Origin of the sequence: Pseudomonas sp. 313 (assembly GCF_000316965.1) — a bacterium.
Taxonomy (GTDB): domain Bacteria; phylum Pseudomonadota; class Gammaproteobacteria; order Pseudomonadales; family Pseudomonadaceae; genus Chryseomonas; species Chryseomonas benzopyrenica.
In genome coordinates this window covers 137031-162911 of record NZ_ANBZ01000082.1, presented here as the reverse complement: position 1 = coordinate 162911, position 25881 = coordinate 137031, and the positions used below count along the sequence as shown (strand labels likewise).

The 25881-nt window shown below is 67.3% G+C and carries 24 protein-coding genes; 7 read left to right on the top strand and 17 right to left on the bottom strand.

Annotated elements, in window-relative coordinates:
- Positions 1-58: 58 nt before the first annotated feature.
- Positions 59-1723, bottom strand: a complete 1665-nt coding sequence (gene pgm / locus C722_RS0121535) for a phosphoglucomutase (alpha-D-glucose-1,6-bisphosphate-dependent) (protein ID WP_017642508.1) — start codon at positions 1721-1723, stop codon at positions 59-61.
- Between the two features lie 163 nt (positions 1724-1886).
- The gene (locus C722_RS25245) at positions 1887-2636 is read right to left on the bottom strand and encodes a sulfite exporter TauE/SafE family protein (RefSeq protein ID WP_017642507.1); all 750 of its coding nucleotides are present in this window, start codon (positions 2634-2636) and stop codon (positions 1887-1889) included.
- Between the two features lie 103 nt (positions 2637-2739).
- Here C722_RS25245 and C722_RS0121525 point away from each other — a divergent pair, with 103 nt between their 5' ends.
- Positions 2740-3639 (top strand): LysR family transcriptional regulator, encoded by a 900-nt coding sequence (locus C722_RS0121525; RefSeq protein ID WP_017642506.1) that lies wholly within the window; start codon positions 2740-2742, stop codon positions 3637-3639.
- A 45-nt stretch (positions 3640-3684) separates the two neighbouring features.
- On the opposite strand, the gene C722_RS0121520 is transcribed toward C722_RS0121525, so the two are convergent.
- The 5 genes from C722_RS0121520 to leuS form a co-directional block, all read right to left on the bottom strand.
- Positions 3685-5007 (bottom strand): lytic murein transglycosylase, encoded by a 1323-nt coding sequence (locus C722_RS0121520; protein ID WP_017642505.1) that lies wholly within the window; start codon positions 5005-5007, stop codon positions 3685-3687.
- A gap of 84 nt (positions 5008-5091) precedes the next feature.
- Positions 5092-5253 (bottom strand): alternative ribosome rescue factor ArfA, encoded by a 162-nt coding sequence (gene arfA, locus C722_RS25240; protein ID WP_007159657.1) that lies wholly within the window; start codon positions 5251-5253, stop codon positions 5092-5094.
- An 89-nt stretch (positions 5254-5342) separates the two neighbouring features.
- Positions 5343-6380 (bottom strand): DNA polymerase III subunit delta, encoded by a 1038-nt coding sequence (holA, locus tag C722_RS0121510; RefSeq protein WP_017642504.1) that lies wholly within the window; start codon positions 6378-6380, stop codon positions 5343-5345.
- Positions 6381-6428: 48 nt separating this feature from the next.
- On the bottom strand, positions 6429-7043 hold the full coding sequence (gene lptE / locus C722_RS0121505; RefSeq protein ID WP_017642503.1) for an LPS assembly lipoprotein LptE: 615 nt from the start codon (positions 7041-7043) through the stop codon (positions 6429-6431).
- A gap of 25 nt (positions 7044-7068) precedes the next feature.
- On the bottom strand, positions 7069-9732 hold the full coding sequence (leuS, locus tag C722_RS0121500) for a leucine--tRNA ligase (protein ID WP_017642502.1): 2664 nt from the start codon (positions 9730-9732) through the stop codon (positions 7069-7071).
- Between the two features lie 177 nt (positions 9733-9909).
- Here leuS and C722_RS0121495 point away from each other — a divergent pair, with 177 nt between their 5' ends.
- On the top strand, positions 9910-10233 hold the full coding sequence (locus C722_RS0121495) for a hypothetical protein (RefSeq protein WP_231356686.1): 324 nt from the start codon (positions 9910-9912) through the stop codon (positions 10231-10233).
- A gap of 40 nt (positions 10234-10273) precedes the next feature.
- Positions 10274-11035 (top strand): YdcF family protein, encoded by a 762-nt coding sequence (locus C722_RS0121490; RefSeq protein WP_017642500.1) that lies wholly within the window; start codon positions 10274-10276, stop codon positions 11033-11035.
- Positions 11036-11042: 7 nt separating this feature from the next.
- Here the strand turns inward: C722_RS0121490 and lnt are convergent, their stop codons facing one another.
- The 6 genes from lnt to C722_RS0121460 all read right to left on the bottom strand — a co-directional run bounded on the left by lnt (position 11043) and on the right by C722_RS0121460 (position 17134).
- A complete protein-coding gene (lnt, locus tag C722_RS0121485; RefSeq protein ID WP_017642499.1) occupies positions 11043-12590 on the bottom strand; it encodes an apolipoprotein N-acyltransferase in 1548 nt (515 codons plus the stop codon).
- A gap of 273 nt (positions 12591-12863) precedes the next feature.
- The gene (locus C722_RS0121480; protein ID WP_017642498.1) at positions 12864-13700 is read right to left on the bottom strand and encodes an HlyC/CorC family transporter; all 837 of its coding nucleotides are present in this window, start codon (positions 13698-13700) and stop codon (positions 12864-12866) included.
- A 7-nt stretch (positions 13701-13707) separates the two neighbouring features.
- Positions 13708-14163 carry an rRNA maturation RNase YbeY gene (gene ybeY / locus C722_RS0121475; RefSeq protein ID WP_017642497.1) on the bottom strand — a complete coding sequence of 152 codons (456 nt, stop codon included), beginning with the start codon at positions 14161-14163 and terminating at the stop codon, positions 13708-13710.
- On the bottom strand, positions 14153-15169 hold the full coding sequence (locus tag C722_RS0121470; RefSeq protein ID WP_017642496.1) for a PhoH family protein: 1017 nt from the start codon (positions 15167-15169) through the stop codon (positions 14153-14155). Before C722_RS0121470 ends, ybeY begins: the two co-directional genes overlap by 11 nt.
- A gap of 100 nt (positions 15170-15269) precedes the next feature.
- Entirely contained in the window at positions 15270-16643 is a 1374-nt protein-coding gene (gene miaB / locus C722_RS25235; RefSeq protein WP_085984318.1) for a tRNA (N6-isopentenyl adenosine(37)-C2)-methylthiotransferase MiaB, read from the bottom strand.
- A gap of 86 nt (positions 16644-16729) precedes the next feature.
- Entirely contained in the window at positions 16730-17134 is a 405-nt protein-coding gene (locus C722_RS0121460; protein WP_017642494.1) for a RidA family protein, read from the bottom strand.
- 119 nt (positions 17135-17253) lie between these two features.
- Between C722_RS0121460 and C722_RS0121455 the strand changes: the two genes are divergently transcribed.
- Positions 17254-18177 (top strand): LysR family transcriptional regulator, encoded by a 924-nt coding sequence (locus C722_RS0121455; RefSeq protein ID WP_017642493.1) that lies wholly within the window; start codon positions 17254-17256, stop codon positions 18175-18177.
- 65 nt (positions 18178-18242) lie between these two features.
- Positions 18243-18578: a DUF1820 family protein gene (locus C722_RS0121450; protein ID WP_007159644.1), complete on the top strand. Its 336-nt coding sequence runs from the start codon at positions 18243-18245 to the stop codon at positions 18576-18578.
- A gap of 154 nt (positions 18579-18732) precedes the next feature.
- Here C722_RS0121450 and C722_RS0121445 read toward each other — a convergent pair whose 3' ends face one another.
- The 4 genes from C722_RS0121445 to C722_RS0121430 all read right to left on the bottom strand — a co-directional run bounded on the left by C722_RS0121445 (position 18733) and on the right by C722_RS0121430 (position 22221).
- Positions 18733-19278: a tetratricopeptide repeat protein gene (locus tag C722_RS0121445; protein WP_017642492.1), complete on the bottom strand. Its 546-nt coding sequence runs from the start codon at positions 19276-19278 to the stop codon at positions 18733-18735.
- 212 nt (positions 19279-19490) lie between these two features.
- On the bottom strand, positions 19491-20777 hold the full coding sequence (gene hemL, locus C722_RS0121440; protein ID WP_017642491.1) for a glutamate-1-semialdehyde 2,1-aminomutase: 1287 nt from the start codon (positions 20775-20777) through the stop codon (positions 19491-19493).
- Positions 20778-20797: 20 nt separating this feature from the next.
- Positions 20798-21427 carry a thiamine phosphate synthase gene (gene thiE, locus C722_RS0121435; protein WP_017642490.1) on the bottom strand — a complete coding sequence of 210 codons (630 nt, stop codon included), beginning with the start codon at positions 21425-21427 and terminating at the stop codon, positions 20798-20800.
- On the bottom strand, positions 21424-22221 hold the full coding sequence (locus C722_RS0121430; RefSeq protein WP_017642489.1) for a bifunctional hydroxymethylpyrimidine kinase/phosphomethylpyrimidine kinase: 798 nt from the start codon (positions 22219-22221) through the stop codon (positions 21424-21426). The genes thiE and C722_RS0121430 overlap by 4 nt, the downstream gene beginning before the upstream one ends.
- Positions 22222-22400: 179 nt before the next feature.
- On the opposite strand from C722_RS0121430, the gene C722_RS0121425 reads away from it, so the two are divergent.
- Both C722_RS0121425 and C722_RS0121420 read left to right on the top strand, forming a co-directional pair.
- Positions 22401-24134, top strand: coding sequence for an ABC transporter ATP-binding protein (locus C722_RS0121425; protein ID WP_017642488.1), 1734 nt, complete (start codon positions 22401-22403; stop codon positions 24132-24134).
- Complete coding sequence (locus C722_RS0121420) at positions 24131-25876, top strand: ABC transporter ATP-binding protein (protein ID WP_017642487.1); 1746 nt, start codon at positions 24131-24133, stop codon at positions 25874-25876. Before C722_RS0121425 ends, C722_RS0121420 begins: the two co-directional genes overlap by 4 nt.
- The last annotated feature ends 5 nt before the right edge of the window (positions 25877-25881 follow it).

The window sequence follows — 25881 nt, the reverse complement described above, 5'->3', positions numbered from 1 at the left end:
CTCACCGCTTCTAGCCCCCTCTCCCTTTGGGAGAGGGTCGGGGTGAGGGCGCGCGTTATCAGCCGCGCAGCACACCATCCACCAGTGCCTTAGCTTCTTCCTGGATACGGCCCAGGTGGGCTTCGCCCTCGAAGCTTTCCGCGTAGATCTTGTAGACGTCCTCGGTACCCGAAGGACGGGCGGCGAACCAGCCGTTCTCGGTGACTACCTTGAGGCCACCGATGGCGGCGCCGTTGCCGGGCGCCTCGGTAAGGATGGCGGTGATCGGCTGGCCGGCCAGCTCCTTGGCGGTGACCTGGGCGGCGGACAGCTTGCCGAGACGAGCCTTCTGCTCGCGGTCGGCGGCGGCGTCGATGCGCTGGTAGACCGGGGCGCCGAAGCGTTCGGTCAGCGCCTGGTAGCGCTCGCCCGGGTCCTTGCCGGTCACGGCGGTGATCTCCGCGGCCAGCAGGCCGAGGATGAGGCCGTCCTTGTCGGTGGACCAGGCGCCGCCGGCCTTGCGCAGGAAGGACGCGCCGGCGGACTCCTCGCCACCGAAGCCCAGGCTGCCGTCCAGCAGGCCATCGACGAACCACTTGAAGCCCACCGGCACTTCCACCACCTGGCGGCCAATGCCCTGAGCCACGCGGTCGATCATCGAGGAAGACACCAGGGTCTTGCCGATGCCGGCCTGCTGGCTCCACTGCGGACGATGGGTGAAGAGGTACTCGATGGCCACCGCCAGGTAGTGGTTGGGATTGAGCAGGCCCACCGAGCGGGCGACGATGCCGTGGCGGTCGTGATCGGTGTCGCAGGCGAAGGAGACGTCGAATCTGTCCTTGTTCTCGATCAGGCCGGCCATGGCGTGGGGCGAGCTGCAGTCCATGCGGATCTTGCCGTCCCAGTCCAGGCGCATGAAGCGGAAGGTCTGATCGACACGGGTCGACAGCACCTCCAGCGGCAGGCCATAGCGCTCGGCGATGCGCGGCCAGTAGTGCACACCGGCGCCGCCGAGGGGGTCGACGCCAAAGGTCAGGCCGGAGCCACGGATGGCGTCCAGGTCGATGACCTGGCCCAGCCCGCTGACATAGCGGTCGAGGAAATCGAATCTCTGGGTAGTGGCAGCCTTGAGCGCCTGGCGGTAATCCATCCGCTTGACACCTTCCAGACCGTTCGCCAGCAGGGCATTGGCACGGTCCTGAATCCATTTGGTGACGTTGGTGTCGGCCGGGCCGCCATTGGTGGGGTTGTACTTGAAACCGCCATCGGCCGGCGGGTTGTGCGACGGGGTGATGACGATGCCATCGGCCAGGCCCGAGCTGCGGCCGGCGTTGCATTCGAGGATGGCGTTGGACAGCGCCGGGGTGGGGGTGTAACCCGGTTCGCCGTTGGTCTCGGCGCAGCCAGCGTCGATACGGACGTCCACGCCGTTGGCGGCCAGGACTTCCAGGGCGGAGATGAAGGCCGGCTCGGACAGCGCATGGGTGTCCATGCCCATGAACAGCGGACCGTCGACGCCCTGAGCCTGGCGGTATTCGCAGATGGCCTGGGTGATGGCGAGGATGTGCCACTCGTTGAAGCTGCCCTTGAGCGAGGAACCGCGGTGCCCGGAGGTGCCGAAGGCCACCTGCTGACCCGGATCGCTGGGGTCGGGGCGATCGCTGTAGTAGCGTGCCACCAGGCGCGGCAGATGGGTCAGGGTGTTCTCGTCGGGGAGGCGTCCTGCATTGGGAGCGAGCGTCATGAAAGCGTCCTGTATACGTCGGAAAAGGGCAACGGTCGGGCACGGGGGCCGGGTCTGAAGGCTAACCGCTGTGCGGCGACCGTTCAGCTACGCCCATAGACCGTGACGCCCGCCGAAGGTGCAGCCTACACCGGCTGGGCCAGGCTGCACTGTGATGACGGGCTCAGCCAAGATAGCCCAGGCGCAGCAGATAATGCAGGACGGCGTAGGCACCCAACAGCAGCAACCCCCCAAAGAACAGCCGGCGGAACAACTGCTCGTCGAGTCCCTGACGCACGCGCTGGCCCACCCACATGCCCAGGAGGGCCGGCAGCAGCAGCAGGCTGGAGGCGCCCAGGCGTTCTATGGCCAGCGCGTCCTGCCACCAGAGGCCGATCAGCAGCGCCAGGGAGGCCACGGTGAAGGTCAGGCCCAAGGCCTCGATCAGCCGTTCCTTGTCCAGAGCCAGGCTTTGCAGGTAGGGCACCGCCGGCAGCACGAAGACCCCGGTCATGCCGGTGATCAGACCGGTGACGAAGCCCACCAGGGGCGCGACCTTGCCCTCATGGCGGCCCGGTACGGGCGGCCGCCAGCCGGTCCAGCCGATCAGGCCATAGGCGACCAGCACCGCACCGAGCGCGGCGGCGAGTCCGGCGCTATCGCTCCCGGTCAGCAGCGGGATGCTGAGCAGGGTACCCGGCACCAGTGCCAGTTGCAGCGGCAACAGGCGTTTGACGCTCTGCCAGGGCGCGGGGCCGGCGCAGAATTGCCAGACATTGGTGAGCAGGGACGGGATCAACAGCAGGGCAGCGGCTTCGGCCGGGGTCATCAGCAGCGCCAGCAGACTCATGGCGACGGTGGGCAGGCCCAGGCCGAGCACACCCTTGGTCAGTCCCGCCAGCACGAAGATCAGGATACAGAGCAGCAGGGTCATGGTCGTCTCCTCTGGTGGAGGCGTTACCATGGGCTCCAGGACCCTGGGTGAGAAGCCGGGATTGGCGAAGGCTGCCTAAGGTCCATACAGAGGCTTTGAGGCGATGCGCTACGACCTGCTCGACCTGCGGCTGTTCCTCCATGTCGTGGAAGCGCGCAGCATCACCCTGGGCGCCGAGCGGAGCCACCTGGCGTTGCCCTCGGCCAGTGCCCGCATCAAGGCCCTGGAAGACAGCCTGGGCACGCCGCTCCTGGTTCGTCATGCGCGTGGCGTGCGTCCCACACCGGCCGGCCTGACCCTGGAGCGCCATGCCCGGGCGATCCTGCTGCGGTTGGACGAGATGGCCCAGGATCTTGCCGGCGCGGTGGCCAACAGCCGCACGCGGGTGCGTTTGTTGGCGAATGGCGCCGCGCTGATGGAGCACCTCGATGAGCCCCTGGCGGTTTTCCTCCAGGCGCAGCCCAGGGTGGATGTGGAAGTCGAGGAATTGCCGAGTTCGCGCATCGTACCGGCGCTCCGCGAAGGCCGTGCCGACCTGGGCATCTTCGTCGCGGCACCGGAGGTGGAAGGGCTGCACGTCCGGCCCTTCCGGGTGGACCCCCTGGTGCTGGTCGCAGCACCGGGACGCATACCGCTGGCCGCGGGTGAGGCGATCGAGTTCGCGCGGTTGCTCGAACAGCCCTTCGTCGGTCTGTCGCGTGGCAATGCCTTGCAGCTGCATGTGGAAGCCCAGGCGGCGCAGTGGGGGCGGGAGCTGGCGATCCGTATCCGGGTGCCGAGTCCGGCCCAGGCCTGTGCCCTGGTCGCCCGGGGCCTGGGCGTGGCCATCCTGCCCGCGGCGAGTCTGGTCCAGGCGGAAAAGCGATGGGTACTGGCCAGCCATCCGCTGAGCGATGCCTGGGCGCGTCGGGAGCTGGTGGTGGGCTGTCGGGATTTCGCCGAACTGTCGCCAGCGGCAACGGCCCTGCTGGCGGTGCTGGTGGGAGAGGCGCGCTACGCCTGACGCTCGACGACCCGCCCCTGGCTGAGGTACGGGTCGTCGAAGGCCTCAGCCGCGCAGTTTTTCCAGCAGCTGGTGATTGGGATAGCCGTCGGCGGGCCAGCCCTGGGATTGCTGGTAGGCGCGGATGGCCTTGCGGGTGTTGGCGCCGATGATACCGTCGGCACTGCCCGGGTCCAGCCCCAGGGCAGCCAGGCGCTGCTGCAGTTCGACCCGCTCGCTACGGCTCAACGGCAGGTCATCGGTGGGCCAGCTGCCGGCGATCTGGCCGGCGTCGCGATAGCGCTCCGAGAGCAGCGCCACGCCCAGGGCATAGGAGCTGGAGTTGTTGTACCTGAGGATGGTGCGGAAGTTGTTGAACACCAGGAAGGCCGGACCGCGATGGCCGGCGGGCAGCAGCAGCGAGGCGCTGTCGCTGGGCTGGGCGGCCGGTTGCGGCAGGCCGAGGCCCTGGATGCCCAGGGCGTTCCACTCGGCCAGGCTCTTGCGCACGCCCATGTCGGCCAGGCTGTAGTCGAAGTTGGCCGGGACCTGGACCTCGTAGCCCCAGGGCTTGCCGTCCTGCCAGCCGGAGGCCTTGAGGTAGTTGGCGGTGGAGGCCAGGGCGTCGGCGGTGGAGCCCCAGATGTCGCGGCGACCGTCGCCGTCGAAGTCCACCGCGTACTGGTCGTAGGTGGTGGGAATGAACTGAGTCTGGCCCATGGCGCCGGCCCAGGAGCCGATCATGCGGTCGGCGGTGACGTCGCCGTGCTGCAGGATGCCGAGGGCGGCGATGAGCTGGTCCTGGGCGAAGTCCGGGCGGCGACCTTCATAGGCGAGGGTAGCCAGAGAGCGGATGACGCCCTTGTTGCCCATGTTGTTGCCGTAGTTGCTTTCCATGCCCCAGAAGGCCACCAGGCGCGCGGGCTCGATGCCGTAGCGGGCTTCCAGGGAGGCCAGCAGCCCGGCCTGCTGGATCAGCAGGCTCTTGCCGTTGCGCACTCGCAGGGGCGAGACGGCGGATTCCAGGTACTCCCAGACCGGCTTGGTGAATTCCGGCTGGCTGCGATCGGCGGCGATGACCGCCGGATCGGGTTGCACGCCGGCAAAGGCCTGGTCGAAGGTAGCGGCCGAGATGCCTCGGCCCAGGGCCAGGGTACGAAAGCGACTGCGCCATTGCTCGAAGCTCTCATCCAGTTGCGGCAGGGCCTCGGCCGCCGAGGCGGGGGCATTGGCCGCGGGTGCGGGTTTGGACGAGGCGGGTGAAGAGGGCGCCGCGGTGGGCGTCGTCTGGGTCTGGGCGCAGGCGGCCAGGGCGGCGGTCAGCAGAGTGACCAGGGTTCCGGCGAGGAGGCCGCCGGTCTTGAATCCGCGGGTTTTCCCGAATTGCATCTGTCTCCACCGGACGTCTAGGCAGGAAGGCTCACCTTAGCACGGCCCGGGTCCTGACGTCTGTCAGGCGTCTGAGCGCGGCTTTCAGGCGGCCAGAAAGACCGAAGCCTTCTCGTCTTGCAACGAGAAGGCTTCGCGGCGGTAGCTGCCTTTGCCCTTGGCGGGCTTTTCCTGGCGGGCGCGATAACGGGGATCGCTGACGAGGACCTTGGCCTTGTTGGGGCCGCGGCTGTATTTCTTGGCCATGAGTGCGTGCTCCGAGGGGTGGGGACTCCCCCTTGATGGGGGCACGCCAGTCTATTGCAAGGGCCGGCCATTACAAGCGCCGGCCAGCGCTAGGACCTGGGCAGGGCCAGTCGCTTGCCGGCGAGCGTCAGGGCCAGGCTGGCCAGCGTCAGCCAGACCTCGCCAGGCGCCTGGCCCTTGATCTGTTCGTCGGCGACCTGGGCCTCGCGCAGCAGGGCTTCCAGGCGGCGGGCGCCCTGGCGCTGCAGGGCGCGGCTGACCAGGGGGCGACGCTTGTCCCACACCGGCGGCTTGACCTGGGTGAAGGCGCGCTCCAGGGGCGTACCGCTTTCCTGCAGATGGGCCAGGTTGGCAAGCAGCCGCAGTTCCCGGGCCAGGGCCCAGAGCACCACGGCCGCCTCCACGCCTTCGCCACGCAGGCCTTCGAGAATGCGCAGGGCGTGCTCCGCATCGCCGGCCAGGGCGGCATCCAGCAGGCCGAAGACGTCGTAGCGGGCACTGTCGGCCACTGAGGCACGTACGGTCTCGGCGTCCACCTGGGAGCCTTCGATGAGCAGGCGGAGCTTTTCGATCTCCTGGGCGGCGGCCAGCAGATTGCCTTCCACCCGCTCGGCGATCAGTTCGACCGCTTCGGGGGTGGCGGCCAACCCCAGGCGCGACAGGCGCTGGTTGATCCACTGCGGCAACTGCGCCAGTTCCACCGGCCAGATCTGCACGAACTGCGCCTGCGGGTGCTCCAGCAGGGCCTTGGCCCACTTGGTCTTCTGGGCGGCAGCGTCGAGGCGCGGCAGGCTGATCAGCAACAGGGTGTCCTCGGCTGGGCGGGCGAGGTAGTCGAGCAGGGCGGCGGAGCCCTTGTCGCCGGGCTTGCCGGTGGGCAGGCGCAATTCGAGGATGCGTTTCTGGGCGAACAGCGAGAGGCTGGCGCCGGCCTCGTAGAGACGACCCCAGTCGAAGCCGGCATCGACGTCGAAGACCTCGCGCTCGTCGAAGCCCTGGGCACGGGCCGCGCCGCGGATGGCATCGCTGGCTTCCTGGCAGAGCAGGGGCTCATCGCCGCTGACGGCATAGACGGCGGCCAGCGAGCCCTGGAGCTGCTTGCCCAGCTGATTGGCGTTGAGTTTCATGCTGAACCGGAAGGGCAAACCGGAGCCTTGCGGCTCCGGCTGCAGCGCTTAGCGCGCGGGGGTGGGGATGTCGATCGGCGACTGCTGCGGCGGGGCGGACTCGCGGGCGCGGCGGTCGGCTTCGGCCTTGGCGGCGGCGCGGGCATCGGCGTCACGTTGCAGCTTGTCCAGGCGCTCCGGCGTCAGGGCCTGCAGGCGGGCGGCCAGCTGCTGCACCAGTTCGCGACGCATTTCGCGACGCAGCTGGTCCTTCTGCTGTTCGGAACCGACGATGTTGTTCTGGTCGGTCACGTAGTAGCGCTGGGTTTCCAGATAGTCGCTGACCAGCACCGCCTGGTTCTTGCCGATGATGGTGTAGGGCTGACGGGTGGTCAGCTCGACCTCGGCACTGCGGGCGCCGCTGGTGTAGCTGGCGGTGCGCTCGCTCTGGGCTTCGCCACCCAGATCCAGGGTGTAGGGCGCGCCCGAGGTGATCCGCACATGGGCGTCCTCGAGCATGTCGCGCACGTCCTTGACGGTCTGGCCATAGGCGTCGCGCGCCGTCAGGTTCAGCTCGTTCACGGTCAGGCGGGTTTCGCCGGTGCCACGCAGCTGGAAGCCGCAGGCGGTCAGCAGGGTCGCCAGGCCGACTACCGCAAGGCCGGGGAGAATCCGTTTCTTCATCTGTTGTCTGCTCCGTTCGCGTGTCTTAGTTGGCGACGATGTTGACCAGTTTACCCGGGACCACGACGACCTTGCGGATGGTCAGGCCCTCGGTGAAGCGTGCCACGTTCTCGTTGGCGCGGGCGGCGGCCTCGATGGCCTCGCGGCTGGCATCGGCCGGTACTTCGATCTGGCCGCGCAGCTTGCCGTTCACCTGGATGACGATCTGCAGACTGTCCTGCACCAGGGCGCTTTCGTCCACCTGCGGCCAGCGGGCGTCGATGACCGCATCGCTGTGGCCCAGCTGCTGCCAGAGACCGTGGGCGATGTGCGGGGTGATGGGGGCCAGCAGCAGGGTGACGGCCTCCAGGCCTTCCTGCAGCAGACGGCGATCGGTGTCGCTGTCCTGGGCAGCCTTTTCCAGCACGTTCATCAGGGTCATGACCGCGGCGATGGCGGTGTTGAACTTGTGATGCTGACCGATATCCTGGCTGGCCTGGCGGATGGCCAGGTGGATGGCGCGACGCACCTCCTTCTGGGCCGGCGACAGCTCGCCAAGGGCGTCGGCGCTCGGCAGGCCCTGGGTGACGTGGGCCTGGGCCAGACGCCAGACGCGGCGCAGGAAGCGGCTGGCGCCCTCGACGCCGGAATCGGACCATTCCAGACTCATGTCCGGCGGCGAGGCGAACATCATGAACAGCCGGCAGGTATCGGCACCGTACTGGTCGATCATCGCCTGGGGATCGACGCCGTTGTTCTTCGACTTGGACATCTTCTCGACGCCGCCGATTTCCACCGGCTGGCCGTCGCTCTTCAGGCGCGCGCCGATCACCTTGGCCTTGGCATCGCGCTCCACCTCGACATCGGCCGGGTTGAACCAGTCCTTGCTGCCGTTGGGCAGGGTGCGGTAGTAGGTCTCGGCCACCACCATGCCCTGGGTCAGCAGATTCTCGAAGGGCTCGTCGGAATCGATCAGGCCCTGGTCGCGCATCAGCTTGTGGAAGAAGCGCGAATAAAGCAGGTGCAGGATGGCGTGCTCGATGCCGCCGATGTACTGGTCGACGGGCAGCCAGTAGTTGGCTTCTTCCTTGTCCAGCATGCCGCCGGTGAAGTTCGGCGAGGCATAGCGGGCGAAATACCAGGAGCTTTCGACGAAGGTATCCATGGTGTCGGTTTCACGCCGGGCCGGCTGGCCGTTGCGCGGATCGGCGGTCTCATAGAACTCGGGCATGCGCGCCAGGGGCGAGCCGGCGCCGTCCGGCACCACGTCTTCGGGCAGCACCACCGGCAGCAGGTCGGCCGGCACCGGGATGTCGATGCCATCTTCGCCGTGGATGATCGGGATCGGGCAGCCCCAGTAGCGCTGGCGGCTGATGCCCCAGTCGCGCAGGCGGAACTGGGTGCGCGGCTGACCCAGGCCCTTGGCCTGCAGATCGGCGCCGATGGCGTCGAAGGCGGCGTCGTAGCTCAGGTTGTCGTAGGCGCCGGAATTGATCAGGAAGCCTTCCTTGCTGCCGTACCAGTCCTTCCACTGCACCGGGTCGAACTGGTAGCGCTCGTATTCCGCGGGGCTGTAGTCGTCCGGATTGGCCAGCACGCGGGTGGCCTCGGCGGTATCCACCACCTGGACGATGGGCAACTGGTACTTGTTGGCGAATTCGAAGTCACGCTCGTCGTGACCGGGCACGGCCATGACCGCGCCGTCGCCATAGTGCATCAGCACATAGTTGGCGACCCACACCGGCAGGCGGGCGTTGGTCAGCGGATGGCGGACGAACAGGCCGGTGTCCAGGCCCTTCTTCTCCTGGGTGGCGATGTCGGCTTCGGCGACGCCGCCGCGCTTGCACTCGTCAATGAAGGCTTGCAGCTCGGCATTGCCCTGGGCGGCCTGGGTGGCCAGCGGGTGTTCCGCGGCCACGGCGACATAGGTGGCGCCGAGCAGGGTGTCGGGGCGGGTGGTGAAGACCTTCAGGGTGCCTTCGGCGCCGATGCTGTCCTGGTCATAGGGGAATTGCACCTCCATGCCGCGGGACTTGCCGATCCAGTTGCGCTGCATGGTCTTGACCTGCTCGGGCCAGCCGGGCAGGCCGTCGAGGGAGGTCAGCAACTCTTCCGCATAGTCGGTGATGCGGAAGTAGTACATGGGGATCTCGCGCTTCTCGATCAGCGCACCGCTGCGCCAGCCGCGGCCGTCGATGACCTGCTCGTTGGCCAGTACGGTCTGGTCCACCGGGTCCCAGTTCACCGTGCCGTTCTTGCGGTAGATGATGCCCTTCTCGAACAGCTGGGTGAACAGCCACTGCTCCCAGCGATAGTAGTCGGGCTTGCAGGTGGTGACCTCGCGGGACCAGTCGATCGCCAGGCCCAGGCTCTGCAGCTGGGACTTCATGTAGGCGATGTTCTCGTAGGTCCACTTGGCCGGGGCCACGCCGTTCTTCATGGCGGCGTTTTCGGCGGGCATGCCGAAGGCGTCCCAGCCCATGGGCTGCAGGACGTTCTTGCCCAGCATCCGCTGGTAGCGGGCGATGACGTCGCCGATGGTGTAGTTGCGCACGTGCCCCATGTGCAGCTTGCCGCTGGGGTAGGGGAACATCGACAGGCAGTAGAACTTCTCCTGGCCCGGACGCATGGTGGCCTTGAAGGACAGATTCTGGTCCCAGAAGGACTGGGCGGCGGCTTCTATTTCGCGGGGCTGATAGTGTTCGTGCATGGGCGTGTCGAGGGCTGCAGAGGCGTTTGATCGAGCCGCCAAGCATACATGACCCCCCGAGCGCGGGGAAATGTCCCGGGCTGTCGCTTGTTTCGCACTCCGGGGGAGGCAGGGTTGGAAGGGCCGTACTAGGCTGATCAAACGTCCGTTCAATTACCCGGGAGGATGATCGCCATCATGGGAAAGTTTCGACGCGAGTCCGACAAGCTGCCCGTCGACGTGCGCCTGCAACGGCGCCTGGCGCTGGCGCTGGATGAGGCGGCTACCCAGGAGCGTCTCTATGACAGCGCCGATGGGGAGGTCGAGGTGCAGGGCCTGAGTCCGGCCGAGTACGCCCTGATCAGGCGCTGGCTGGAACGTCACCAGGCGACGGAGGCGGCCATGGCCTGCTGCCTGGGCTGCGGGCGGGTACAGCCGGCGGGATCCTTTTGCAGTCATTGCCAGGGGCGGCAGGTCCTGGTCGAGAGTCCTTCTGCCCGGGTCCGCGCTCCCCTACACTGAGCGCCGCCGCGGCCCGGAGGTCGCCTCGACCGGAGAGACCATGGGTCTGCGCTATTTCTTCAAGCAACTGCTGCTGCCACCGGGCGGCCTGCTGCTGCTCCTGTTGCTAGGGTGGTGGTTGCGTCGTCGCTATCCCCGTTTGGGTCTAGCCTGCTTCCTGGGCGGTCTGCTGGGGCTCTGGGCCAGTACCCTGCCGGTGGTGGTGGAAACCGGCGGTCGCCTGCTGGAGCGCGACGCCGCCCTGCCCGAAGCGCGCTGGGCGACGCTTGCGCAGCAGGTCGATGCCATCGTGGTGCTGGGCGCCGGGCGCGAGGTGGACGATCCGGGCTGGGCCGGCGATGCCGCCAGTCACCTGGCGGTGGAGCGATTGCGCTATGCGGCGCGGCTGGCCAAGGCCAGCGGCCTGCCGGTGCTGATCACCGGAGGCTCGCCCCATGACCGCCCGCTGAGCGAGGCGGCACTGATGACCGAGGTGATGGAGCGTGACCTGGGGGTGCCGGTGCGCTGGCAGGAAGGTGCCAGCCGCACCACCTGGGAGAACGCCACCCTCAGTGCGCCGCTGCTGCGTGAGGCCGGGGTGAAGCGAGTGGTGCTGGTGACCCAGGCCTATCACATGGCCCGTTCGCGTTGGTGCTTCGAACGTCAGGGCTTGCAGGTGGTGGCCGCGCCCATGGGCTTCATCGGTATTCCCAATGCCCGGCCCTTCGGTGGCTGGCTGCCGGAAGCCAAGGCGGTCGAGCAGACCGCCCAGTTGCTCAACGAGGCCGCCGGGCTTTTGCTCTATCCGCTCGCCTATCGCTGACGCGCGCCTAGCTCTGGGTGACCACCAGCGGTGCCTCTTCCGGACGATCCTGCCGACGCAGCAGCAGACCCCACAGCATCACCAGGGCGGAAAAGATCGCCAGCGGCCAGAGGCGGTAGTGCAGATAGGGCGTCAGGCCATTCATGGGCACCACGGTGCCCTGCAGCACGCCGACCTCGAACGCCGGGATCTGCCGGCTGATGCGACCGAAGGGGTCGACCAGGGCGGTGATACCGTCGTTGGTGACCCGCACCAGCCAGCGACCGCTTTCCAGGGCGCGCATCTGCGCCATCTGCAGGTGCTGCTGCGGACCGATGGACTTGCCGAACCAGGTGTCGTTGCTGATGGTGAGCAGCAGCTGACTCTGGGCCGCCATGCTGGCGACGAATTCCGGATAGACCACCTCGTAGCAGATGTAGGGCGCCACGCGATAGCCCTTCACCAGTAGTGGCTCCTGCTGCTCGGGGCCGCGGACGAAGTCGGACATGGGCAGGTCGAAGAAGCCGATCAGGCCGCGCAGGTATTCCTGCAGCGGCACGTATTCGCCGAAGGGCACCAGCTTCTGCTTGTAGTAGGTACCCGAGCCGTTACCGACCGCGGTGATGCTGTTGAAGTAGCGCGAATCGCCGTCGGCGTCGCGTTCCCGGGCGGGCAGGCCGGTCACCAGGGCGCCGCCATGGGCTGCCACCTGGGCGCCTTCGGCGGCGAGGAAGTCACTGACGTATTCGCGCAGCACGGGAATGGCGTTTTCCGGCCAGACCACCAGATCGGCGTCGGTCTGCTCGGCGGTACGGTCGCGATAGAGCGCCAGGGTGGCGCGGGCGTGGTCGGGATTCCACTTGAGTTCCTGGGCGATGTTGCCCTGGACCCCGGCGATTTTGAGCGGCGCGCCGGCCGGTTGCGTCCATACCTGGCCCTGGAAGACATCGCCGGCCACCCAGGGCAGGGCCACCAACACCAGGGCCGCGATCAAGGCCACCGGTCGCAGGATCAGCCGCGGGGCGTTGACCAGTAGCGCCGCGGTAAAGGCCAGCACGGCCGAGATCAGCCAGACGCCGCCCAGGGGCGCCAGCCCCTGCAGGGGACCGCTGAGCTGGCTATAGCCCAGCAGCAGCCAGGGAAAGCCGGTCAGCGCCCAGCTGCGAAACAGCTCCAGGGCGAACCACAGGCCGGCGAAGGTGAGGGCGTCGCCCAGGGGTGCCTGGTTGCGTCTCAGGCACAGCGCCCACAGGCCGGCGGGCAGGGCGAAGAACAGCGCGATGCCTGCGCAGAAGCCCACGGTGAGAAAGAGCGCCAGGGGCACCGGCGCGGCCCCGTAGGTGTGGATGCTGACGTAGATCCAGCTGGTGCCGGCGAGAAAGGCGCCGAAGCCGTAGCACCAGCCGCGCAGCAGGGCGCGCCAGGCACCGAGCCCCTTGAGGCCCAGGTAGAAGAGACCGGCGGACAGCAGTGCCAGCGGCCAGATGTTGAAAGGGGCCAACGCCAGGGGCGTGAGGGCGCCAGCGAAGAGCGCCAGAAGGTTGCCCTTCCAGCCGGGTTGAGAGATCCAGCGCATCGAAAATCCTTGGTCCGATCGAGGCTGCGCAAGCTTACTCGCCAGCGCGAGTCAGTGCCAAAGGCGCTTGAGGGAGAGCGAGCCAGGTCGCAGTTGGGGAGGGGATGGTAACGGCTATCGCGGCCATGGCGATCCGTCGGTTGGGCTAGGACGACTCTATCGTCGAAGCCCAACAGTCGTGCAGTCGAGGCAAGGCCTGTTGGGCTTCGCTGCGCTCAACCCAACCTACGGCGGTCCGTAGGAGGGCGTGCGATGGGCATTGCCTGGGCCGTGCTAGCGGTTGACCGGGGTCACGCGCAGCAGGTGGATGCGGCGGCCGTCGGCGTTGAGCACGCGGAAGCGGAAATCGTCGATCACCGTTTCCTCATTGCGCTTGGGCAGGTGGCCCAGGCGATTCATCACCAGGCCGCCGGCCGTGTCGGCCTCGGTGTCGGCGAAGCGGGTTTCCAGAATTTCGTTGAGCGTCTCGATGGGGGTGAGCGCCTTGACCACGAAGTCGCCATTGGGCAGCGACTTGATGAAGCTCTCTTCCTCCACGTCGTGCTCGTCCTCGATCTCGCCGACGATCTGCTCCAGCACGTCCTCGATGGTCACCAGGCCGGCGACGCCGCCGTATTCGTCCACCACGATGGCCATGTGGCTGTGGGTGGAACGGAATTCGCGCAGGAGTACGTTGAGCCGCTTGGACTCGGGTACGAAGGTGGCCGGGCGCAGCGCCGTCTTGAAGTCGAAGACCCGTGCAGGGTCCAGCAGCAGCGGCAGCAGGTCCTTGGCCAGCAGCAGGCCGAGCACGTCGTCGGGGCCATCGCCGATCACCGGATAGCGCGAGTGGGCCGCCTCGATCACCGCCGGCAGGAATTCGGCTGGGGTCTGCTGGGCGCGAATGCTGATGATCTGCGAGCGCGGCACCATGATGTCGCGCACCTGCAGATCGGCCACCGAGATGGCGCCTTCGACGATGGACAGCACCTCGCTGTCGAGCACCTTGTTCTCGTGGGCTTCGCGCAGCAGTTCCAGCAGTTCCTGGCGGCTCTTGGGTTCATGGGCAAAGGCCTGGACGATGCGTTCCAGCCAGGAACGATGCCCAGTGCCTGATCGATCTTCGTTCATGTGTGTGTCATTCACCGTAGGGATCGGGGTAGCCCAGTTCAGCGAGCAATTGGCGTTCCAGGTCTTCCATCTCCTCGGCTTCGTCATCTTCCAGATGATCGTAGCCGAGCAGGTGCAGGCAGCCGTGGATGACCAGGTGCGCCCAGTGCGCCTTGGCGGGCTTGCCTTGCTCGGCGGCCTCGCGGGCCACCACGGGGGCGCAGATCACCAGGTCGCCGAGCAGGGGGATATCGAGGAATTCGTCCGGCACGTCGGCCGGAAAGGACAGCACGTTGGTGGCGTAGTCCTTGTGTCGCCAGGTGCGATTCAGCTCGCGGCCTTCGTCTTCGTCCACCAGGCGGATGGTGAGTTCCGAGTCGCCCTGGCGGGCGCGCAGGGCCAGTTCACACCAGCGGCGTAAGTCCGGCTCCTCGGGGAGGTCGGCCGCCTCGCTGGCGACCTGGACGTCCAGTTCAATCGCCATGGCGATCCTCTCCAGGCGCGCGCGGCTGGTCCTGCAGCGCCTCGAAGCGGTCGTAGGCCTCGACGATGCGCTGCACCAGCGGATGGCGCACCACGTCCTTGGACTCGAAGTGGGTGAAGCCGATGCCGGGCACGTCGCGCAGGACCTCGATGACGTGCTTGAGGCCCGACTTGGTGCCGCGCGGCAGGTCGACCTGGGTGACGTCACCGGTGATCACCGCGGTGGAACCGAAACCGATGCGGGTCAGGAACATCTTCATCTGCTCGAGGGTGGTGTTCTGACTCTCGTCGAGAATGATGAAGCTATTGTTGAGGGTGCGGCCACGCATGTAGGCCAGCGGCGCGACCTCGATGACCTGGCGCTCGATGAGCTTGGCCACCTGCTCGAAGCCGAGCATCTCGTAGAGGGCGTCGTACAGCGGTCGCAGATAGGGGTCGATCTTCTGTGCCAGGTCGCCGGGCAGGAAGCCCAGCTTCTCGCCGGCTTCCACCGCTGGGCGCACCAGCAGGATGCGGCGGATCTGCTCGCGCTCCAGGGCGTCCACGGCGCAGGCCACGGCCAGGTAGGTCTTGCCGGTACCGGCCGGACCTATGCCGAAGTTGATGTCGTGATCGAGGATCGACTTGACGTAGCGCTGCTGATTGGCGCCGCGCGGGCGGATCATGCCCTTCTTGGTGCGCAGGGCGACGCTGGTGTCGCCACCGCTGCGGTGCTCTTCCTGCAGGGCTTCCAGACCGGATTCCTGCAGATAGAGGTGCACCAGTTCCGGTGCTACCGCCGTGCCGCTGGCGGTCTCGCGATAGAGGCGCTGCAGGAGATTCTGCGCTGCGCGGGTGCGCTCGGGCTCGCCGACCAGTTCGAACTGGTTGCCGCGATTGCGGATCTCGATGCCGAGACGGCGTTCGATCTGGCGCAGATTTTCATCGAGCTGGCCGCACAGGTTGGCGAAACGGTCGGCATCGAAGGGTTCGAGGGTGAAGTGCTGGAGCGTCTGGGGGGTATTCAAGGTGTGCTGGGAAACCCTTTGGATTGGCTTTACGAAAACTTGACGTAGCGTGAGAGTAACCTGGGTCGCGCCCTTGGCAAAGGGCGCGTGTGACCATCCATCAGGCCAGCGCGACGGCGACGGGCGGGCGCGCACCGCTGGCGACGGGGGCCAGCAGGGTGCCGCGCAGGGAGTGCGGCAGGGCTTCGTCGATGTGCACCTGGACGAACTGACCGATCAGGCTGGCGTCGCTGCAACGGAAGTTGACGATGCGGTTGTTCTCGGTGCGACCCTGCAGCATGCCGGGATCGCGCTTGGAGAAGTCGCTGACCAGGATGGTCTGGACGCTGCCGGCCATGCGCCGGCTGATCTCGAAGCCCTGCTGGTGGATGCGCGTCTGCAGGATCTGCAGGCGCTGCTTCTTGACCTCGTCCGGGGTGTCGTCGACCAGGTCCGCCGCCGGGGTGCCGGGACGGGCGCTGTAGATGAAGGAGAAGGAGAAGTCGAAACCGACGTCCTCGATCAGCTTCATGGTCTGTTCAAAGTCCTTCTCGGTCTCGCCGGGGAAGCCGACGATGAAGTCCGAGCTGATGCAGATGTCGGGTACCGCCGCCTTGAGCCGGCGGATGCGCGACTTGTATTCCAGCGCCGTGTGGTTGCGCTTCATGGCCGCCAGGATGCGATCCGAACCGGCCTGCACCGGCAGGTGGACGAATTTCACCAGCTCCGGGATCTCGGCGTGGGCCTGGATCAGGGCGTCGGAGAATTCCAGCGGGTGCGAGGTGGTGTAGCGGATGCGGTCGATGCCGTCCACCGCTGCCACCACATAGAGCAGCTCGGCGAAGTCGGCGATGCGGCCGTCGCCGGTGGCGCCGCGATAGCCATTAACGTTCTGGCCCAGCAGGGTCACCTCGCGCACGCCGTGCTCGGCGAGGTGGATGATCTCGGCGAGGACGTCGTCCAGCGGCCGGCTGACCTCTTCGCCACGGGTATAGGGCACCACGCAGAAGGTGCAGTACTTGCTGCAGCCTTCCATGATGGAGACGAAGGCGCTGGGTCCGTCGATGCGCGGCTCGGGCAGGCGGTCGAACTTCTCGATCTCGGGGAAGGAGATGTCCACCTGGGGCGCCCGGGTGGTGCGCGCGGCGTCGATCATCTCCGGCAGGCGATGCAGGGTCTGGGGCCCGAAGACCACGTCGACATAGGGGGCGCGGTCACGGATGGCAGCGCCTTCCTGGCTGGCCACGCAGCCGCCGACGCCGATCACCAGGTCGGGATTTTCCAGCTTGAGTTCGCGCCAGCGACCGAGTTGGGAAAACACCTTTTCCTGCGCCTTCTCGCGGATCGAGCAGGTGTTGAGCAGGATGACGTCGGCCTCGGCCGGATTCTGGGTGACTTCCAGCGGCTCCCGTTCGCCGAGCAGGTCGACCATGCGCGACGAATCGTATTCGTTCATCTGGCAGCCATGGGTTTCGATATAGAGCTTCTTGGACATGCGCGGCAGGGAGTCGGTGGCGAGTGGACCGCGCATTATAGTGATGGCCTTCCGCACGGGGAAGAGCCGCCCGGAAGGCGGTCGGCCTAGGCCTGGGCAGCGCCCTCCGGCAGCCGGGCGATGACCTTGATCTCGAAGCGAAAGCCGGCCAGCCAGGTGGCGCCGACCGCGGTCACCGTCGGGTAGGGCGCCGTGCCCCAGTGCTCCAGCAGTACCGGCCAGATCCGCTCGAAGCTGGCTTCGGCATCGACCATGAACAGGGTGACGTCCACCACGTCGGCAAAGGTGGCGCCGGCCGCGGCGAGGACGGCGTCGAGATTGGCGAAGGCCAGGCGGACCTGATCCTCCAGCTCCGGCTCGGGTGAGCCATCGGCGCGGCTGCCGACCTGGCCCGAGACGAAGAGAAGGCCGTTGGAACGGATGGCTGGCGAATAGCGGTGCTGTTCGTAGAGGGCGTGGCGCTGGGCGGGAAAGACGACGTCGCGGGTCATGCTGGGGCTCCGGTAGGGATAGCTGGAGCCACCTTAGGCGCCGCTCGCCAGGGGATAAACCCGGCCAGGCGGTCAGCATTGTTTGTACAATCCAAACAATCCCCTGTTCAGGAATCGGCATGGATCTGTTCGCCGCGATGCAGACCTTCGTGCGGGTGGTGGAAGCCGGCAGCTTCACCCGCGCGGCCGAGACCCTCGGCAGCAGCCGCACCCGCGTCACCCAGCAGGTGCAGCAGCTGGAGGCGCACCTGCAGGTGCGCCTGCTCAATCGCACCACCCGGCAGGTGCAGGTCACCGCCGACGGCGCGGCCTATTACGACCGCTGCCTGGGCGTGCTGGCAGCGGTGGACGATGCCGAAACGGGGCTTTCGGTCGCCACCCGCACGCCCCGTGGCCGCCTGCGAGTGGACGTGCCCAGCCCGCTGGCGCGGTTGATCCTGATCCCGGCTCTGCCGGACTTCTTCGAGCGCTATCCGGATATCCAGCTCGAGCTGGGCGTCAGCGATCGCCAGGTGGATCTGATCGGTGACAACGTCGATTGCGTGATCCGCGGCGGGCGCATCCGCGAGCAGTACCTGGTGGCCCGGCCGCTAGGGGCGCTGCAACTGGGCTGCTATGCCGCACCGGCCTATCTCGCCGCCCAGGGTGTGCCGGTTCATCCCGCCGAGCTGGCCGAGACGCCGCACCGGGTGGTGCGGTTTCTCTGGGGTAGGGGCAAGGGCTTTCCCTATGCCCTGCAGCGCGGCGCCGAGCGCCTGGAGCTGCAGGGCCGCCACAGTCTGGAGGTGGACGACGGCAATGCCTGTCTGGCGGCGGGGCAGGCCGGACTGGGGGTGGTCTGCCTGCCGCACTACCTGGCAGCGGAAGCGGTCGATCGTGGCGAACTGGTCAGGCTGTTCGCGGACTGGCAGGTGGCACCCCTGCCGCTGTATCTGGCCTTCGCACCCAATCGTCATGTCAGCGCCAAGTTGCGGGTCTTCATCGACTGGGTGACAGCCGTGGTGGCCGAGCGGGCCTGGTTGGAAACCCCTGGCGAACGCTGACGGCTGCCGGGGCCGGCGTGCTATGCTCGCTACCCCCTTTTTCCTCGGCGAAACCCGCGTCCACCATGAGCTCATCCCCCAGCAAGCCGGCCATCTACAAGGTCATCTTCGTCAACCAGGGTCAGGTCTTCGAGATCTATGCCAAGCAGATCTTCCAGAGCGATCTCTGGGGCTTCCTGGAAATCGAGGAACTGGTGTTCGGCGAGCGCACCCAGGTAGTGGTGGATCCGAGCGAGGAAAAGCTCAAGGCGCAATTCGAAGGCGTGGTGCGCAGCTTCGTGCCCATGCACTCGATCATCCGCATCGACGAGGTGGAGCGCCTGGGGCAGCCCAAGATCAGCGAAGCCAAGGGTGGCACCAATGTCATGCCGTTTCCGATGCCAATGCCCGACAAGCCCTGAGAACCTGGCCAAAGTCTGCTGCGCGTCGGCCAAACGGCGTTGAAAATGGCTTCGGAATGCTCATTTACGACTTGTAAACTCCGCTTCCTAAGCCATTTTCGCCTTGTTTGTCTCTAGCTCGCGAGACTTTGAACAGGCTCTGCCGGGCTCGCCGTCAGTTCTGCGGCGGCTGGAAGGGATTGAGATTGCCTGCGGTCTGCATGTCCTGCAGATAGTCGCGGAAGATCTGCCCCAGCACCTGGGTAGCCATCTCCAGTTCGTCACGGCGCATCTGGGCGCTGACCAGGTCGGCGGTGTCCATGGCTTCGTCGTTGCCATTGATGGCGGCCATCTTCAGCACGATGTAGGCCTGGATGTTGTTGGGCGGTACGCCCTCGCCACGAAAGAACATGTTGCCGAGGCGATTCTGCGCATCGGCATTACCCTTGAGCGAGGCCTGCTCGAACCACTGACGCGCCTGGTTCAGGTCCTTGGGCGTCTGCTTGCCTTCGTAGTAGAAGTCACCGAGTTCGTACTGCGCCTGGGAATCGCCGTCGTGGGCGATCTGCTGGCAGCGGGCGATCGCCTGCGCCAGGGCTTCGTTGGCCAGATTCAGGTTGCAACGGCTGGTGCTGGGGACGAGCAGCGAATTGCCTCCGGCCAGGGCGGCCAGGGGCATCAGGATCAGGGCTGCGCACAGGGTACGACCAGCGCGGTGCATGAAGCGCCTCCACGAGCGAGGCAGGTTCGGAGAACCCGGTCGGCGAAACGCGCCGACATCTCATTATGGGTCAAGCCGACGCACGCTTTCAAAACCTTTACGCGCAACGGCGGAACTTTTTTACCCGTGACGCCGGCCACTCAACTAGTGTGTGAGGCCGGCGGGGCAGAGAGGTTCCACAGGCGAGACGAACGACACCTGTCAGACGGGTGCTAGTCCTTAAAGGTGGCGAAGGCGCGCTCGGCGGCGTCTAGGGTGATGCGCAATTCCTCTTCGCCATGGGCGATGGAGGTGAAGCCGGCCTCGAAGGCACTGGGCGCCAGATAGACGCCACCGTCCAGCATCAGGTGGAAGAAGCGCTTGAATCTCTCGCTGTCGCTGGCCATGACGTCGCTGAAGGTGACGATGTCTTCGGCGCCGCTGAAGTAGAGACCGAACATGCCGCCTGCCTGGGTGGTGACGAAGGGCACACCGGCGGCATCGGCGCGGTCCTGCAAGCCTTGCAGCATTCGCGTGGTGTAGTCGGTTAGCTCGGCGTGGAAGCCGGGACGGCGGATCAGTTGCAGGGTGGTAAGGCCGGCGGCCATGGCCAGCGGATTGCCCGACAGGGTGCCGGCCTGGTAGACCGGGCCGAGCGGGGCGATCTTCTCCATGATCTCGCGCTTGCCGCCAAAGCAGCCGACCGGCATGCCGCCGCCGACGATCTTGCCGAAGGTGGTGAGGTCCGGGCGGATGCCGTAGTGCGCCTGGGCACCGCCCAGGGCGACGCGGAAGCCGGTCATGACCTCGTCGAAGATCAGCACCACGCCATAGCGATCGCAGAGGCTGCGCAGCCCTTCCAGAAAGCCCGGCGCCGGCGGTACGCAATTCATGTTGCCGGCCACCGGCTCGACGATGATGCAGGCGATCTGGTCGCCGACCTTGGCCAGGGTTTCTTCCACCTCGCCCAGGTCGTTGTAGGCCAGGGTCAGGGTGTGCTGGGCGAAGGCCGCCGGCACGCCGGGAGAGCTGGGCACGCCCAGGGTCAGGGCGCCGGAACCGGCCTTGACCAGCAGGCTGTCGGAGTGGCCGTGGTAGCAGCCCTCGAATTTGATGATGGTGTCGCGCCCGGTGTAGCCGCGCGCCAGGCGGATGGCGCTCATGGTGGCCTCGGTGCCCGAGCTGACCATGCGCACCATTTCCATGGACGGCACGATCTCGCAGATGAGATCGGCCATGGTGGTTTCCAGGGCGGTCGGGGCGCCGTAGGAGAGGCCGTGTTCCAGCTGACGACGCACGGCGTCGAGCACGTCGGGATGGCTGTGGCCGAGGATCATCGGTCCCCAGGAACCGACGTAGTCGACATAGCGCTTGTCATCCTCGTCGACGATGTAGGCGCCCTGGGCGTGCTTGAAGAACAGCGGCGTGCCGCCGACGCTCTTGAAGGCGCGGACCGGCGAGTTGACGCCGCCGGGGATGTGGCGCTGGGCCTGGTCGAAGAGTTGCGCGGAGCGGGACATAGGGGTCTCCTTGAAGGGGATCAGGCCGTGAATAGCCGGGCGAAGGCGCGCGCGCGGCGCTCCACCTCGCCCGCGCTGGCGGCGGAAAACAAGCTGTGGACGACGGCGATCAGGTCGACGCCGTGGGCGAGCAGATGTGGGGCATTGTCCAGGGTGACACCGCCGATGGCGCAGACGGGCAGAGCGAAACGACTGCGGGCTTGGTCGAGCAATTCCAGGGGCGCTGGCGGGGCATCCGGCTTGGTGCTGGAGGCGAAGAAGCGACCGAAGGCCAGGTAGCTGACGCCAGCCTGGGCCGCGGCCTCGGCCAGTTCCAGGCTGGCGTGGCAGGTGCCGCCGAGTAGCGCGTCCGGCCCCAGTTCGGCGCGGGCCGCGACCAGGGAGCCGTCTTCCTGGCCCAGGTGCAGGCCGACGCCCAGCTGGCGAGCCAGGGCGAGGTCGTCATTGATGATCAGCTGGGCGCCATGCTGGCGGCAGAGCTCGGCCAGGGCAGCGGCTTCGTCCTGGCGGCGGCTGGCGTCGCCCGACTTGTCGCGGTACTGCACCAGCCGGGCGCCGCCTTGCAGCGCGGCTTCGACATAGGGCAGCAGGCGACCCTCGGCGAGCAGGGCGCTGTCGGTGATGGCATAGAGGCCGCGCAGGGGGCTCATGAGCAGAAGTCCAGCGGCAGGCGGCGCGGTACGTACTGACCGCGACCGGGGCGCTCGGCGTCCCTCAGGGTGCGCCAGGTGTAGTCCAGGGCGCTGCGCACCGCGCTGGGCAGGGCTTCGCCGAGGGCCAGGCGCCCGGCCAGGGTGCTGGCCAGGGTGCAGCCGGAGCCGTGGTAGCTGCCGGGCAGGCGTTGGCAGACGTGGGTCACGCAGCCACCGGCGCGGTCATAGAGACGGTTGTGCACCTCGTGTTCCTCGCCATGGCCGCCGGTGATCAGCAGGTGGGCGCAGAAAGGCAGCAGGCGCTCGGCGCACTGCTCCGGGGTGCCTTCGGGCAACTCGGCGAGGATGCGCGCCTCGGGCAGATTGGGGGTGGCGATGGTGGCGCGCGGCAGCAGCCGTTCGCGGATGGCGTAGCCGACCTCGTCCTTGCCCAGGGCGCCGCCGCCACCGGCGCGCAGCACCGGATCGCAGACCAGGGGTACGCCCGGCAGGGCCTCCATGATCTCCAGCACCGTCTCGACCATCTCCACCGAACCGAGCATGCCCAGCTTGACCGCCGCCACCGGCAGGTCGGCGATGATCGCCCGGGCCTGGGCCAGTACCCACTCGCGATCCAGCACCCGGAAGTCGCGCACGTCGACGGTGTCCTGCACGGTCAGGGCAGTGACCGCCGGGGCGGCATGGCAGCCCTGGGCGAGCAGGGCTTCGATGTCGGCCTGCAGGCCGGCGCCGCCACTCGGATCGTGGCCGGACAGGCAGAGGACGACAGGACGTTGGGGTTCGAGGGTCATGGGCGTCAGCCTAGCAAAGGAAAAAGGGGCGCAGCGGCCGGGTGCCGCAGGGAGTGGCACCCTACAACGACCTCGCGCCCTGCGCCACCCGTTGACATGGGACCTGGATCGGGACGAAGGAACTCCGCTGCCGGTTGGGTAGCCGATATACTGCACCTTTGCTCGGGTAAGGCGGTTCTATGGCGTTGTGGCGGTTGTTGCGTGATTTCTTCCTGCGCCAACGGCGTGCCTACGGGACTGCCATCCTCTGCCTGCTGGGCGTCGGCCTGCTCAACCTGACGCTGCCCTGGTGGATCGGCAAGGCCATCGACGCCCTGCGCGCCGGCGAGCTGGATCAGACCGGCCTGCTCTGGCGCGTCGCCCTGATCGTGGCGGTCGGCTGTGGCCTCTATGTGCTCCGCTATCAGTGGCGGGTGCGGTTGTTCGGTACCTCCTACCAGGTCGGGGTGGAGTTGCGCGACGCCTTCTTCGCCAAGCTGGCGCGGCTGGACCCCGGCTTCTTCCAGTCCAGTCGCACCGGTGACCTGCTGGCCCGCGCGACCCAGGACATCGACGCCGTGGAGACCGCCGCCGGCGAAGGGGTGCTGGCCAGTTTCGACGGCATGCTGACCCTGCTGCTGGTACTGCTGGCCATGTTCATCGGCATCGACGCGCCCCTGGCCGCCCTGGCGCTGTTGCCCTTTCCCTTCATGGCCTGGGGCTTCTATCGGGTGGCGCGGCGGGTGCAGCAGCGCTTCGGCCTGGCGCTGGCCGGCTTTTCCGCCCTCAACGACCGTACCCAGGAAGCCTTGAGCGGCCTGCGCATGCTGCGCCAGCACGCCCTGATCGAAGCCGAGCTGGACGACTTCGACGCCCGCGCCCGCAGCGTGGCCAAGGCCGACTACCAGGTGCAGCGCACCGAGGCGCGCTACGAGCCGATCATCTTCGTCGCCCTGAGTCTCGCCACCCTGCTGACCCTGGTCATGGGCAGCTGGCGCTATCTCGACGGCCATATCACCCTCGGCCAGCTGACCAGCTTCAGCCTCTATCTGGTGCAACTGATCTGGCCGATGTTCGCCATCGGCTGGTGCTTCAACCTGCTGCAGCGCGGCGAAGCGGGTGCCCGTCGGCTGGAGGAGGTGTTCGCCGTCACCGAGCGCATCCGTGACGAAGGCACCCAGACGCCGCCGGACCAGGCGGATCTGTCGGTCTATATCCCGGCCTTCACCTATCCCCAGGCACGCCAGCCGGCCTTGCAGGACGTGGTCATCGACCTGCCCGCGGGCGATACGCTGGGCATCGTCGGTGCCACCGGCAGCGGCAAGAGCACCCTGCTGCGCCTGCTGCTGCGCCAGTTTCCGCTGGAGCAGGGCTGCATTCGCCTGGGTGGGGTGCCGCTGGAGGACTACCGGCTGGGCGACCTGCGCGCCCAGTTCGCCTATGTGCCCCAGGATCCCTTCCTGTTCGCCCGTACCCTGGGCGAAAACGTCGCCCTCAGTCGCCCCGACGCCACCGCCGGAGAGATCCGCGAAGCCCTCGACGCCGCCGCCTTCGGCACCGACCTGGCGGCCCTGCCGCACGGGCTGGATACGCCAGTGGGCGAGCGCGGCCTGACCCTCTCCGGCGGCCAGCGCCAGCGGGTGGCCCTGGCGCGGGCGCTGCTCTCTCCGGCGCCCATCCTGCTGCTGGACGACACCCTCTCGGCGGTGGATACCGCCACCGAAGCCCGCCTGCTCAAGACGCTGGCCAGGCTGCAGGGGCGTACCACCCTGATCGTCAGCCACCGGCTCTCGGCCGTGCAGCACGCCGACGAGATCATCGTGCTCGACCAGGGCAGCCTGGTGGAGCGGGGCCGCCATGGCGAGCTGCTCGCCGCCGGTGGTCTCTATGCCCGACTCTGGAATCTGCAGCAGGCGGAGGAGGCCGGCCAATGACCAAGACCCGCGTGCTTTCCCTGCTGCTCAAGCCGGTGCTGGCCAATCCGCGCAAATTGGCCGGGACCCTGGCGATCCTGGTCGTGGCGACCCTGTTCGACGTATTGGGGCCCTGGCTGACCAAGCACTATCTGGACAACTACCTGGTGCCCCACGACCTGCGCCTCTGGCCGCTGGTGGGCCTGGTCGCCGCCTATGTGGTCTCCCAGGGTCTGGCCGCCTATGGCCGTTACCTGCAATCGCTACGCTTCGCCGAGATCGCCATGGACGTGGTGCTCCTGCAGCGCCGGCGATTGTTCCGTCATGTGCTGAGCCTGCCGCAGAGCTTCCATGATCGCACCGCCACCGGCGAACTGGTGGCGCGGGTCACCAACGACACCGATGCCCTGCGTGAACTCTATGTGGCCTTTCTCGGCAACATGGTCGGCAACATCGTGCTGCTGATCGGCATCCTGGTGGCCATGGCGCTGCTCGACGTACGGCTGATGGCCATCGCCGTGCTGCTGATCCCGGCCGCGGTGCTGATCGTCTGGGCCTATCAGCGATACAGCGGGGCGGCGGCCATGGAGGTGCGGATGCTGCGCGCCGAGCAGAGCGCCCGGCTGGGCGAGGCCATCGGCGGCATGGGTCTGTTGCAGGCCTTCAACCAGACCGAGCGCTTCCGCCAGGATTTCCAGCGCCTCAACCAGGCCCAGTACGGTGCCCGCATGCGCACCATCCGCGTCTCCGGCCTGCTGCTGCGCTCGGCGCTGGACCTGGTCAGCGTGGCGGTGCTGGCGGTGCTGCTGCTGGTCTACGGTATGGGGCATCTGCAGGGCGGCGCCGAGATCGGCGTGCTCTATGCCTTCGTCACCTACCTAGGGCGGGTGACCGAGCCGCTGATGGACATCACCCAGAGATTCAACCTGTTCCAGCAGGCCACGGTGGCCGGCACCCGGCTGCTGCACCTGCTGGAAGAGAAGCCGGCATTGAGTGGCGAAGATGACCGCCCCATCGCGACCGCGCACTTCCACCTCGACGCGGTGCGCTTCCGCCATGCCGGCGCGGGTCACGACACCTTGCACGGCATCGACCTGGACATCGCTCCGGGCACCTTTCTCGGTATCGTCGGCCCCACCGGCAGCGGCAAGTCGACGCTGCTCGACCTGCTCGCCGGACTGCAACCGGTCACCGGCGGCCACCTCTGCCTGGACGGTCGCGAACTGGGCACGCTGACTCCGGAAGTGCTGGGCGCCGCTTTGGCCAGCGTGCCCCAGGAGCCCTTCATCCGTTCCAGCAGTCTCAGGGACAACCTGCTGCTGGGCAGCCAGGTATCGGATGCGCGGCTGCGCGAGGCCCTGGCTGCCGCCCATATGGACGACTTGGTGGCGCGGTTGCCGGAAGGCCTGGATACCCTGCTGGGTGAGCGCGGCTTCACCCTGTCCACCGGCGAGCGGCAACTGCTGGCGCTGGCCCGGGCGCTGTTGCGCGAACCCAAGGTGCTCTTGCTCGACGAGGCCACCGCCAGCATCGACAGCGCCACCGAGGCGCGGCTCCAGGGGGCGCTGGACGAATTGCGTGGCCAGGTCACCCTGATCGTGGTGGCGCACCGGCTGTCCACCATCCGCCATGCCGATCGCATCCTGGTGCTGCGCGACGGCCGCAAGGTGGAGGAGGGTAGTCACGAATCGCTGCTGCAGCGGCCCGACGGCCACTATCGCCGGCTGTGGGAGCAGCATGCCCCGGGTGACAAACCCCTATGAGCCGT